13 protein-coding genes are annotated in these 12,143 nt (G+C 51.2%); 7 read left to right on the top strand and 6 right to left on the bottom strand.

Going from position 1 to position 12,143, the window contains the following annotated elements; all coding sequences use genetic code 11:
• A partial coding sequence (locus AC2FNE_RS21650; protein ID WP_496806255.1) for an aminotransferase class I/II-fold pyridoxal phosphate-dependent enzyme occupies positions 1 to 258 on the top strand: 258 nt, incomplete at its 5' end.
• 281 nt (positions 259 to 539) lie between these two features.
• On the opposite strand, the gene AC2FNE_RS21645 is transcribed toward AC2FNE_RS21650, so the two are convergent.
• The 6 genes from AC2FNE_RS21645 to AC2FNE_RS21620 all read right to left on the bottom strand — a co-directional run bounded on the left by AC2FNE_RS21645 (position 540) and on the right by AC2FNE_RS21620 (position 6,234).
• Positions 540 to 1,484 (bottom strand): MBL fold metallo-hydrolase, encoded by a 945-nt coding sequence (locus AC2FNE_RS21645; RefSeq protein ID WP_170607572.1) that lies wholly within the window; start codon positions 1,482 to 1,484, stop codon positions 540 to 542.
• Positions 1,481 to 2,407 carry an MBL fold metallo-hydrolase gene (locus tag AC2FNE_RS21640; RefSeq protein ID WP_496806254.1) on the bottom strand — a complete coding sequence of 309 codons (927 nt, stop codon included), beginning with the start codon at positions 2,405 to 2,407 and terminating at the stop codon, positions 1,481 to 1,483. The genes AC2FNE_RS21645 and AC2FNE_RS21640 overlap by 4 nt, the downstream gene beginning before the upstream one ends.
• 72 nt (positions 2,408 to 2,479) lie before the next feature.
• Positions 2,480 to 2,896 (bottom strand): VOC family protein, encoded by a 417-nt coding sequence (locus tag AC2FNE_RS21635; protein WP_170607576.1) that lies wholly within the window; start codon positions 2,894 to 2,896, stop codon positions 2,480 to 2,482.
• Between the two features lie 200 nt (positions 2,897 to 3,096).
• A complete protein-coding gene (locus AC2FNE_RS21630; protein ID WP_170607578.1) occupies positions 3,097 to 3,735 on the bottom strand; it encodes a glutathione S-transferase family protein in 639 nt (212 codons plus the stop codon).
• 157 nt (positions 3,736 to 3,892) lie between these two features.
• Entirely contained in the window at positions 3,893 to 4,891 is a 999-nt protein-coding gene (locus AC2FNE_RS21625) for an aldo/keto reductase (protein WP_170610977.1), read from the bottom strand.
• A 509-nt stretch (positions 4,892 to 5,400) separates the two neighbouring features.
• A complete protein-coding gene (locus AC2FNE_RS21620) occupies positions 5,401 to 6,234 on the bottom strand; it encodes an IclR family transcriptional regulator (RefSeq protein ID WP_170474576.1) in 834 nt (277 codons plus the stop codon).
• Between the two features lie 245 nt (positions 6,235 to 6,479).
• Here AC2FNE_RS21620 and AC2FNE_RS21615 point away from each other — a divergent pair, with 245 nt between their 5' ends.
• The 6 genes from AC2FNE_RS21615 (at position 6,480) to AC2FNE_RS21590 (ending at position 12,139) form a co-directional block, all read left to right on the top strand.
• Positions 6,480 to 7,574: a TRAP transporter substrate-binding protein gene (locus AC2FNE_RS21615; RefSeq protein WP_170474579.1), complete on the top strand. Its 1,095-nt coding sequence runs from the start codon at positions 6,480 to 6,482 to the stop codon at positions 7,572 to 7,574.
• Between the two features lie 81 nt (positions 7,575 to 7,655).
• Complete coding sequence (locus tag AC2FNE_RS21610; protein WP_170474581.1) at positions 7,656 to 8,264, top strand: TRAP transporter small permease subunit; 609 nt, start codon at positions 7,656 to 7,658, stop codon at positions 8,262 to 8,264.
• Positions 8,257 to 9,621 carry a TRAP transporter large permease gene (locus AC2FNE_RS21605; protein WP_170474583.1) on the top strand — a complete coding sequence of 455 codons (1,365 nt, stop codon included), beginning with the start codon at positions 8,257 to 8,259 and terminating at the stop codon, positions 9,619 to 9,621. The genes AC2FNE_RS21610 and AC2FNE_RS21605 overlap by 8 nt, the downstream gene beginning before the upstream one ends.
• Positions 9,618 to 10,973: an amidase gene (locus AC2FNE_RS21600; protein WP_496806253.1), complete on the top strand. Its 1,356-nt coding sequence runs from the start codon at positions 9,618 to 9,620 to the stop codon at positions 10,971 to 10,973. The genes AC2FNE_RS21605 and AC2FNE_RS21600 overlap by 4 nt, the downstream gene beginning before the upstream one ends.
• Positions 10,974 to 10,977: 4 nt before the next feature.
• Positions 10,978 to 11,172 (top strand): hypothetical protein, encoded by a 195-nt coding sequence (locus AC2FNE_RS21595; protein WP_170474589.1) that lies wholly within the window; start codon positions 10,978 to 10,980, stop codon positions 11,170 to 11,172.
• Positions 11,173 to 11,176: 4 nt separating this feature from the next.
• Positions 11,177 to 12,139 carry a 2-hydroxyacid dehydrogenase gene (locus AC2FNE_RS21590; protein WP_367648194.1) on the top strand — a complete coding sequence of 321 codons (963 nt, stop codon included), beginning with the start codon at positions 11,177 to 11,179 and terminating at the stop codon, positions 12,137 to 12,139.
• The last annotated feature ends 4 nt before the right edge of the window (positions 12,140 to 12,143 follow it).

Here is a 12,143-nt window from a genome sequence, read left to right as displayed (position 1 = left end):
ACCAAAAACCCAAGTCACATTATCCCCGTTATGGTCGGCGACCCAGTCAAGTGCCGTTTCATCTCAGACGTACTGATGCGCGATTATGGGATTTACATCCAGCCCATCAACTACCCAACCGTTCCAAAAGGAACTGAACGTTTGCGTATTACACCATCGCCAGTGCATTCCCCTGAAGATGTAGATCATTTGGTGTCTGCGCTGGGCGATCTTTGGACGCAATGCCAACTGGCCCGCAAACCAATCGCGGCACAGTAAAAACCTGGGAAAAAGACCAAGACCAACATACGAAGAGGAGAGAATTTCTGTCTAGGTAAGTTCTCACGGATTATTTTTGGGGAATGGTGCTTTGGCCCCTGTCGGCGCGTTTGTTGGCCATTTGTTCGTCACCATGATGGAAGGAGACTGCGTAGTGAGTTCTGGGTTGTCCGGCGGTTTAACCTAGTTTTTGATGGTTTGACTCGTAGTTTCCATGTGTGGATCGAGACGATCAGCGCATAGACTGATGATGCGAAAGCCTGTTTTTCGGCGATCTTGATTTATTCGAATTCCATCTGTTCGAAGACACGGCCAGCGTTTTTTGTTGCAAGTTCCTCGAAGGTATCTAAATGGGCATAGGGGGACTGATCGACATAGTAAGCCTCTGTCAAATCACCCCCGGAATCCATATGCTCTTGAATCTTGCCGCGCAGGTATATCAGGTAGTCGCGCGTGTAGCGCCGCACCTGATCCATGTTTGTCGGATGACCGTGACCGGGGATCACATAAGTGGCGTTCAAAGCCTCGAACTCATTGTCCCACGTTTCCAGCCAATCAGCAGTGTACGTTTCCTGAAAGATCGGCAGCATTCGTTCGTGAAACGCCATATCGCCCGCAATGACAAGGCTTTGGTTAGGTAGCCAAATCGAAATGTCTCCGGGACTGTGTGCGGGCCCCAGGTACCTTGCCTCAATGCGATAGTCGCCCAACTCAACCACGTATTCATCTTCAAAGGTCTCGGTTGGACCAGCCAAAAAAGTTCCTTCTGCCTTGTCTTCATTGTAGTTTTGCATCCCTGCAAGGATCTGGGGGCCGTATTCCTCGAATTCAGCAGCCGCATCCGAGTGGGCGACGATTGGAATGCTGAGTTCTGACCAATAGGCGTTGCCCAGCATCGCGTGCCCTTGACCATTCTCGTTGAAGACAAGTTTCACCGGCTGATCAGTGACTGCTTGAATTTCTTTATGAAGCGCCTCCGCAAGTACATAAGCGGCCCCGCCGTTTACAACAACCACGCCGTCACCGGTAACGATGAAAGTTAAGTTGTTGTTATGGCCCGAGTTTTCATAGGTCGGTGGCGCAGTCGCCCCAATGGCAGAATAAACACCAGGGATGTACTCGATCGGTTTTGAATAAAGCACGCTTTGTGGGTATTGGTCGGCAATGTCTTCGCTGGCGTAAACTGGAAATGCCACGGTGCTGGCAACTACTAAAGTCCTTATCATGAGGTTTCCCCAATAAACCGATAAGCCGAATCGGTCTTTTCCACACGACCAATCCCACCGTCGGGTAAGTGAAATCCAATTATCTTCATTTGCTCGTGGGAAACTTGATCCAATAGTGACTTCCGCGCGGTCGCAGCTGTGTCAGGATCTTGATCCGTACCGCTGTGCCAATCAGGGCGTTCAAACGCGACATGCGGGTTACCAAGCGCATCACCGACGATCATCACCGCGTCATTTCCATCGCGAATTTCAAACGCCATATGCCCGGGCGTATGCCCAAAACTAGCCCGCGCGGCTATTTTAGGTAGGATTTCCTGCCCATCCTCAAAAAACTCGACCTGATCTTCGATCGCTTCCATTCTCCGTTTTGCGCCCACAGCGAAAGAAGCGCGATCAGCACCAATGGAGTCCACAGTCGCAGGATCCCACCAATAGTCCCATTCTTTACGGCCGAAGTGATAAGTAGCGTTGGGAAAAAGTGGATCGTCGAAGTCATCCAAAACACCCCAGATGTGGTCTGGATGAGCATGGGTAAAAACTACCTGTGTCACTTCATCCGGGGACAATCCAACGACATCAAGAGTTTCCGAAAGCTTTCCGGATGTTGGCATAAAGTCTGGTCCGGCACCAACATCGAATATCACAGTGTTTTTCCCGTCCCGGTAGAGCGCGATATTGCACTCTGGCTCGTACGTGTTCAGATTCGCCTGATTGCGACGCAAGATTTCTTTCAGTTGGTCTTTCGGCATTGAGCCGAAGACCATCTCGGGCGGCAAAGATAAATAGCCGTCCGATAACGTTGAAACCATTGCTGATGACCCGAGTCGAATGTCTGCGAGTACAAACTTGGATTGTACGCCAAGTGTTGCCAGACATGCGGCGTGACGCAAGAGAGCGCGTCGGGTAAGGGCATTCCCACTCATATACAATCATTAAAATGAATATATTAATTTGTAAACGCTGAAAGAAGGCTAGAGAGTGCCTCGGTGGTTAGACTACTCGTCTCTACCAGGTTCATTCGGATCGTTGGAGAAAAGCGCAATCTTGTTGCCATGAGGGTCGCGGAGGTAACCTACATAGAAATGAGCACCATACAAGTCGCGAAAGCCGGGCTGGCCTTCATCAGAGCCACCTGCAGCAAGCGCGGCATCGTGAAGGTCACGCACCTGCCTCTGGCTGCGCGTCTCGAATGCCACCATTGACCCATTGCCAGCAGATGCCGGACCGCCATCAAACGGTGATTTTACGTAGAAATCTGGCTGAGTAGGAGGCTGATCCGGCTGCAAAGGTAGCACGTAACTTAAGTCTCCATGATACTCTTCTAGCACATACCCAAGTGCCGGAAGGAAAGCTGAGTAAAAACGTTCCGCCCGTGCGATATCGTCGGCTCCAACAGTGACATAGGCAATCATTCGGCGTGTTCCTGTCTGAGAGGTTGCAATCTGGACGAAGCTTCTGCAGGGAGTTAAGGCATTTTAGCAATTGGCTCAACGGATGAGCGCTTGGATGCTATGAAATAAGGGTGTTGGTGCAAGTGAAGCATTCGCTCATATTGTCCCACCAAGCAGTTGCACACTCGCCGGTTAAAATAAGTCCCTTCCTTCTCGAAAACTTAGGGCATTGGAACCTCAGTTGTGTATTTTGGAACTTGGTATCCGCGCTGCACAGCCGGACGGCTAGCGATGCGAAGGTACCACTCTTTCACATTCGGGTAGTCGTTCAGGTCGATCTCTTGCCATTCAAAGCGTGAAACCCAAGGCCACGTGGCCATATCAGCAATCGAGTATTCGCCGCGCCCAGCACCAGCTATGAAATCGCGACCCTCGAGCCGCGTATTCAAAACACCATACAAACGTTTTGCTTCAGTCGAGTATCGCTCTTCTGCGTAGCTTGACTTGCCACGGTTATACTTCACGAAATGATGGACCTGACCAAACATCGGTCCCACGCCACCCATCTGCCACATTAACCACTCGATAGCTGGCCACTTCTCGTCGCCTTCAGGAAGGAAACGCTCATACTTTTCAGCAAGATAAAGCATTATGGCACCAGTCTCCATCATATTGATGCCTGTTTCATGGTCCGCGATTGCAGGAATTCGGTTGTTTGGCGCGATTTTCAGAAACTCTGGGGCGAACTGCTCGCCTTTCGAGATATCAATAGGATGTGCATTATAAGCCACGCCAAGTTCTTCGAGCATGATCGAAACTTTGCGGCCGTTTGGGGTAGTCCACGTGTACAGATCTATCAAGGCTTATTTTTCCTCAACCTGAGTTGCATAAATGGATAGTAAGTCATTATGGCCGAAGCACCAGCACGGCGGTACATCGTAAATTAAGCGTTCCTCATTAGAATGGTCGGCTGCCCATCTTGAAGTGGACTGGTGCACGAATTTTTCTGCTTGAGGCTCAGCAATACCGTTCTGGTCCGATCCACTGTGAACTAGAATAGCGGTCACCATGCGCCCATCCTGGTGGCAGAACAGCGTCAATTTTCTGAAGATCACCTTTTGACAGTTTCAAATCAGCGCCGGCCAGGCATTCTTTGAGATGGTTGACAGAGCGTGTTCCCGGTATCGGAATTACGTGAGTGCCTCTGGATAGCAACCATGCATTGGCTAGCGCTGCTGCCGACGTTCCCATTTCTGAAGCGAGACTTCTAAATTTTTCCAATAACATCATGTTCTCTGAAAGATTGGGCTCAATGAAACGCGGATTTTCGGCGAGAAAAGGCAGGTCTTTGATACGTTCCCGTGGAATGGGGTTGTCGGTCAAGAGTGACCTCCCAACGGGAGAGAACGCAACCATTGATACGCCGAGTTCTGCGCAGGCCTGCACTAATCCTAGTTCGGGGTATCGGGTAGAAAGCGAATATTCAGATTGAACAGCTGCGATCGGGAACGCCTTCATTGCGCGGCGCAATGTCGAAGGGGCCACTTCTGATAGACCAATTGCCCGAGTTTTTCCTTTCTCAACCAATCGACCAAGGTTGGCTGCGGTCTCTTCTGGTGACAGTCGAGGATCACGACGATGAGCATAAAACAAGTCCACACATTCCACGCCGAGTCGTCGCAGCGATTTATCAAGCTCTGCCTCAAGATGTTCGAAAGTATTATCGAAGAACCGGTTTCCTTTGTCATCCCTTGTGATCGATGCTTTTGTCGCGATGACAAACTCGGCACGCGCACTGGGGTTGGCTTTAAGGTACGTTCCAATGGCTTTTTCCGACTTGCCCATACCATAGACGTTCGCCGTGTCGAGATGTGTAACACCCAGATCGCGGCACGCATCCAGTATGGCATGGCTTTCGGTTTCATTTGTGGGCCCGTACATGTCAGAAAACGACATCGCACCGTATCCAATGGCAGCAATATCCGGCCCATCCACGCCTAACTTTCGCTTTTGCATACTTGCCTCTGTTTCTTAGCTATCAGTGAAGTTGACGCGCCCTTGCGCCCTTGGAAAACAGCGTTTCCGTCGCCCTAACCGGTTAGGGACCGGTTCTGAACAACTACAGGTGTTTCGAAATATCGAAAGGTTGGTGGGCTCGCCAAATTTTTGTACTTTCTTCGAAAAGTTCGATAACGCGATTACGCCCCATCCCATTTGGCATCTCAAATGTCACAATTTCAGTAATCATCCGCAGCGCTCCTGTCACCCAAGAATGATTGCATGCGTACCGGAGCATTGCCAGACGCGATAACAACAACTTTGCTAGACATGTACCAGATGCATTGTTTGCTGCCCGGTTTCTTCCCTTACTGTTCATTTACACGACCCAGAATTATCACCGAATGCGCGGACAAGGACATCCGGCAATTCATTGCATCGCTGACGAACTTAGCTGCCGAAGTCGGAAGCATGATCAGAAAGGCGAAAATTACTAAGAAGCACAGCTTAAAATGGCCCCCACATGCTCAACTTCTCAGTGATGTGTTCCCGAGCCTTTCAGAAATCTTGTTCGCAGCTTCGATTACGGACCCCGCAAGTACTTCAAGTTTGCTGTCGGGAAACCTTGTGATGGGTCCAGAGATTGAAACTCCAGCGACAACATTTTCAAGCGAGTCAAAAACCGGGGCAGCGATACATCTCATGCCCAAGAAACGTTCTTCATCGTCGAGGGCCCATCCTCTTTGACGAGACTTTAACAGCTCCGCCTTCAAATGCTGGGTGTCGTGAATAGAGTTTGATGTTTGACGAACTAAAGTCAGCTGCGCCATCAGCTCTTCTAGTTCGGCCTCTTCCATAAATGCCATTATGGCTTTTCCTACTCCGGATGTATGAAAATAGGCCGCCATCCCGTTCTTGATCGAGGCTCTGATCGGATTTTCAGACTCAATTTGGATTAGGTAAAGCAGCTTGCCACTTTCTTGGACTGCCAGGTTCGCAGTTTCACCGGTCTCCTTGGCAAGCGTCCTCATCACTGACGGAGCGGCTTCGAGAAGGCTTGACCCTTCTTCAAAGGTGCTGCCAATCCGGTAGGACTGGGGTCCAATCCGCCACTTACCTTGTTCTTCGTCGAGCGCAACCATGCCGCGTTGCCGAAGTGTGTTCAGTATTCTGTGCACGGTCGGTGCCGGGATTTCCGTTGCTTTGACGATTTCAGCCGGAGTGGCAGCCTTGGCGTCTGCTAGAAAAACCAGGACTCGAATACCACGATCAAGCGCGACGACAGGTGAGTTTACGGATTTTACCTCATTTCCTTTCAGGCGAGGTCTTCCTCGACGTGTTGTGCTGCTTTGTTCGTTCATAATCGCTGTAACCAATGTTCAGGTTGTACACTGCAGACTCTAGCTCGTCTGCTAGGCCGAAAAAATGAAAAAATATTTTTTGTTAAATTATAATTGGTTAGGAGATTTTCGGTTTCCTTATCGACGGAATTTCCAAAAAATTTTGAAAATTTTGAATTCTGGCTTATCGTCGTGGGTATCCGCTGGAGGGCGGATCGGTGCCAGAGCCGATGCGAAATCGGTTGGGCCCAGTCAAGGGAGGAAACATGACAAAATCTTTAAACCGCAGAAGTTTTCTGCGCGGGTCAGCTGTCGTTGGCGCCGGCGCACTCGCCGCACCTGCAGTTCACGCGCAGGAGGGGACCAACCTCAAAATGCAAGCCGCTTGGGGCGGCGGCATCTTTTTGGAAAATGCTCAATCCTATGTGAATAGGGTTAACGAGATGTCAGGTGGCAAGCTGACTATTGAACTGCTTCCGGTAAACTCGGTTGTCAAAACCAGTCAGATGCAGGACGCTGTCCACCGCGGCGTTCTGGATGCGGCGCATTATGTTCCTGCATATTGGTACTCCAAGTCCAAAACAGCATCTCTGTTTGGCACCGGGCCTTGCTTTGGCTGGTCAAGCCAGGAAGTTCTGGGATGGGTCAATTATGGCGGCGGACAGGAACTGTTCGACGAGCTGATGGGAATACTTGGGTTGAATGTCGTTTCTTTCTTCAACTCTCCTATGCCCGCTCAGCCTTTGGGATGGTTTAAAGAAGAGATCACAAGTGCCGACCAAATGAACGGTTTGAAATACCGGACGGTTGGACTTGCGGCAGATGTTCTGCTGGAAATGGGTATGTCCGTTGTTCAATTGCCTGGTGGTGAAATCCAGCCTGCAATGAAGTCTGGCCTTATTGACGCGGCAGAATTCAACAACCCAACTTCGGACCGCGACTTCGGAATGCAAGATGTGTCCAAACACTACCACCTTGCTTCGTTCCATCAGAGCCAGGAATTCTTTGAAGTTACCTTCAACAAGGACAAGTATAATGCACTTGCGCCGGAGCTTCAGGCGATCCTTAAATACGCGTCCGAGGCCGAGAACTCCAACTTCTATTGGAACAATACCAAGCGTTACTCCGAAGATTTGGTAACGCTGGCAGAGGAGCAGGGCGTTAACGTTTACCGTACTCCTGATAGCGTTATGCAAGCGCAGCTAAATGCTTGGGATGTGGTCGTTGAGCGTATCTCGAACGAAGACCCGTTCTTTGCCAAAGTTGTCGATAGCCAAAAGGCTTACGCGAAGACGGTAATGAATTACCTCAACCTGAACCAGCCTGACTACAAGCTGGCCTACAAGCACTATTTCGGCTGAGGTCTTGGGGCAACCAGAAGTGGGAAGCCGCGCTGTAGCGCGGCTTCCTGAACTCCGGGCGGAACAGGCGAGGAACTGACCTTGATCAAGACAATCCACGCGATCGAAGGGCTAAGCCAATGGGTAGGCAAGGCCTTTGGATGGTGCATCCTTATTCTGACACTTTCTGTGTCTTACGAAGTGTTCGTCCGGTACGTGCTTAACAAGCCAACCGTCTGGGCGTTCGATATGATGGTCCAGATGTATGGCGCGCTGTTTCTGATGGCCGGTGCCTATGCCTTGGCCCAAGACGCCCATGTACGAGGGGACGTACTTTACCGGCTTTTCACTGTCCGCTGGCAGGCGCGGGTCGATTTCGTTCTGTACATCCTCTTTTTCTTCCCGGGCATGTTCGCCCTGTTCTGGTACGGATGGGAAATAGCCAAGGATAGCTGGCGATATGAAGAAGTCAGCTGGAATAGCCCTGCAAGAATTCAAATCTATTTCTTCAAAACTCTGATCCCGGTCGCTGGTTTTCTTCTCATGCTGCAAGGTCTTGCCGAAATGGCGCGCTGCTGGTTGGCGATGAGGAATGGCGTTTGGCTTGAGCGACTGGATGACGTGCGCGAAACCGAAGACATGTTGATGGAAGAAACAATTGACAGGATTCGGACAACTGGCACCAAACAAGGAGGCCAAAGCGATGACTGATCCTCAGGTCGCCATCTTGATGCTGAGCCTCTTTATTGTGCTGGTTCTTTTAGGTTTTCCAATTGCGTTTACGCTTTTGGCGATGGGTGTGGGCTTTGGCTACTACGCGTATTACCAAGCTGCGCCTGAAAGCATCGCGGACATCTTCAACAATAACATCTTCTATCTCTTGAACCAGAATACCTATTCGGTGATGGAAAACGACACGCTCGTCGCCATTCCGTTATTCTTGTTTATGGGATACGTGGTCGAAAGGGCGAACATCGTCGATCGTTTGTTCTTTTCGCTTTACATGGCGGCCCGAAATTTGCCGGGATCGTTGGCTATTGCAGCACTGTTAACCTGCGCTGTGTTTTCTACTGCTTCTGGAATAGTTGGTGCGGTTGTTACTCTGATGGGCTTGCTTGCGTATCCGGCAATGGCCAACGCCGGGTATCAGCGGAGTTTTGCCTCTGGTGTTATCTGCGCCGGAGGGACATTGGGAATTTTGATCCCACCGTCGATTATGCTGATCGTTTATGCCGCTATTGCCGAACTATCACCGCTGCGTTTGTACGCTGCGGCGGTTTTTCCCGGGCTGATGCTTGCGGGGCTTTACATCGTGTATGTGATGGTGCGCGTTTGGTTGAATCCGGCGTTGGCACCAAAACCGCAGGAGGAGGACATTCCGCCCCGGCGGCAGATCTATATGGATCTTTTAATTTCCTTCGTGCCACTGACCGTTTTGATAATGTTGGTTCTCGGTTCAATCCTTGGCGGCCTGGCGACGCCTGCTGAAGCGGCCGCAATGGGCGCTTTGGGAGGATTGGTTCTGGCGATGCTCTATCGGTCATTGTCCTGGGACAAGGTCAAACAGAGCGTCTTTCTGACTGCCAAGGCTACGGCAATGGTGTGTTGGCTATTCGTTGGCTCTTGGACTTTCGCCTCCATCTTTTCGTACCTTGGCGGCCATGACGTGATCGAGCATTGGGTGGTTGGAATGAACCTGCAACCCTGGCAATTCCTTGTCCTTGCTCAGTTAATCATCTTCTTGCTGGGTTGGCCGCTTGAGTGGTCGGAGATCCTGATCATTTTTGTGCCAATTTTCCTGCCGATGTTGGAAACATTCGGGGTAAATCCATATTTCTTCGCCATGCTGGTTGCTCTTAATCTGCAGACCTCCTTCCTGACACCGCCTATGGCAATGTCAGCTTACTACCTGAAGGGCGTTCTAAAAAATCAGATACAGCTGATGGAGATATTCAAAGGTCTGATGCCCTATCTGGCCATCGTGATCCTGTGCATGGTGCTAATGTATCAGTTTCCAGGCATAGCGCTTTGGTTTCCTGATTACCTGTTCGGGGTATGGGTTCCATGACCAAGCACGACTTGTCGCTTTTCTCGGCGGTTCAAGCCGCCGAGGCTATTCAAGCTGGGCGAATTTCTTCAGAGGCTTTAGTTGAGGCCTGCCTTAAACGGATCGAAGAAACGGACGGAGTAATTCGTGCCTGGGCTTACATAGATGCCAGTGAAGCGCTTGGTCAGGCGCGTGAACTGGATCGTATTCGCAAGGCCGGAAGGGCCACCGGGGCATTGCATGGTGTACCCGTCGGATTGAAGGATATAGTTGACACAAGAAACATGCCCACGGAGTGCGGCACTCCGATTTTTGCGGGCCGTCATCCGGCCTCGGATGCCAGAATAGTTGAACATCTACGCGAAGCCGGTGCGGTAATCATGGGTAAAACCAAAACCACTGAGTTCGCCTTTATGCACCCGGCTGACACCTGCAATCCTTTTGACCCAGCCCGAAGTCCCGGCGGTTCTTCGAGTGGGTCTGCCGCAGCTGTCGCAGCCAGACACGTCCCGTTGGCAATTGGCACGCAGACTGGCGGGTCGGTTATACGACCTGCTTCTTTCTGCGGGGTCTATGGTTTTAAGCCGACCCGTGGAACGATCTCTCGAAGTGGGGTCTTTCGGACGTCAGTGTCATTGGATCATGTGGGGGGATTTGCTAACTCGCTTGAAGACATCGCGTTGCTGACGGATGTCGTGTCCGGCTATGATCAAAACGACCCAGTCAGTTTTGCACGACCACGCGCGAACATGCTTGAAGGGGCTCAGGCAGAGGTGCCAGTGGAGCCGAACATTGCTTGGCTTAATTTTCCATTCGATGATCGTTTGGATGCAGATACTTTTGAAGGAATAAATGCCGTAGTTGACGCCCTCGGTGGTCGGGTCGAACGTTTTTCGGCGTCGCCTCAATTGGCCGATCTCGTTGATGTTCACAAAACGATTTACGACTATGAGATTCGCCAGAATATGGCTGAAATTTCAGAGAATCATTGGCCTGAAATCAGTGTTGAGATGCGGTCCGCGATCGGCCGTGGCGCAGAAATCAGCGAGGCGCAGTATAAAGATGCCCTGTCGGTCATGGGTTCTGCTCAAAACTTTTTCGCAGAGTACTTCAATGACTTTGATGCAATCCTTGCGCCGGCGGCGACAGGAGAGGCGGTACCGATTGTTGAGGGGCACACCGGAGATTCTGTATTTTGTCTAACTTGGACGCTAGCTGGTTTGCCGTGCCTCACGCTGCCTCTGCTTGTTGGCCAGAACGACATGCCGATCGGCGTTCAACTGATTGGCGCAGTTGAAGAAGACGACCGTCTTTTGCGCACCGCTTCATGGGTCCAACGCCGCCTGAGGTCACTAGAAAACAAGGGAGAATAATTGCATGTCACGAATGACAAACATTCTCATGGGAGTTATTGGCACCGGCCTGATGATGGTCTTTGTTCTGGGCCTTGCTCACAGCATCTCGACTGGGTTTGCCGGATTTTGGGGCGGCTTCCCGTTCTTGTGCATCGCGATCTTTGTGATTGCCCTTGCGCTTTACAACTTCTGGGAAGATGCCATCAAAAAGGACTGACTTCGTGACTGAGAAACCCGTCCTGTGGCTGCCGCGGCGCGTCTCTGACGCGACAGTCGAGCGTGCGTGCCGTGACTACGAAGTTATTCTGAACGACGACGACACGCCCGGCACGCCCGATGAGATCATTGCTATGAGCGCAAAGGTCGACGCGATGATGCCATGCCATTCCGAACATTTTTCAGCAGACGTTGTATCGCGGCTTGACCCGCGTCTGAAAATCGTTGCCAACCATTCTGTTGGTGTGGATCACTGCGACCTGCAAGCCCTTGCTGCCAAAGGTATTGTGGTGACGAACACCCCTGATGTTCTTTCGGACGCGACAGCTGAACTAGCGATGTTGCTTATGCTGGGGGCTGCGCGGCATGCCGTCCGAGGCGACCGCTTGATGCGTACCGGAGCATGGGATAGCTGGAGTCCGTCCTTCATGGTCGGCAAGCAGGTCACGGGTGCACGTCTTGGAATCGTCGGGATGGGGCGAGTGGGGCGGGCCTTTGCTGAAAAGGCGCGCGGATTTGATATGGATATCCACTATTTCAACCGAACCCGGCTGTCACCTGATCAGGAACTTGGCGCAACGTATCACGAAAGCATTGAAAGTCTTTTACCCGTAGCCGATTTCCTGTCACTCCACTGCCCGGCGACCTCAGATACAACGAATTTGATAAACGCAGAACGAATGGCGGCAATGCGAGACGGAGCAATACTGGTCAATACCGCCAGAGGCGCGCTTGTTGATGAAGACGCATTGTTGCAAGCCATAAAAAGTGAAAAACTGGCCGCGGCGGGACTTGATTGCTTCAAAACCGAACCCGGCGGAAACCCGAAATTTGCAGACCACGAGAACATCTTCATGTTGCCCCATATCGGTAGTGCCACTACAAAAACTCGGGACGCTATGGGCTTTCGCGCACTAGACAACCTAGACGCTTTCTTTGCCGGCAAAAAGCCGCGGGACCTACTTTAAAAAG

The organism is Ruegeria sp. YKSD179, assembly GCF_059612885.1.
Note: the sequence above shows the minus strand (reverse complement) of the source record. Positions and strands in the feature narration are given on the sequence as shown.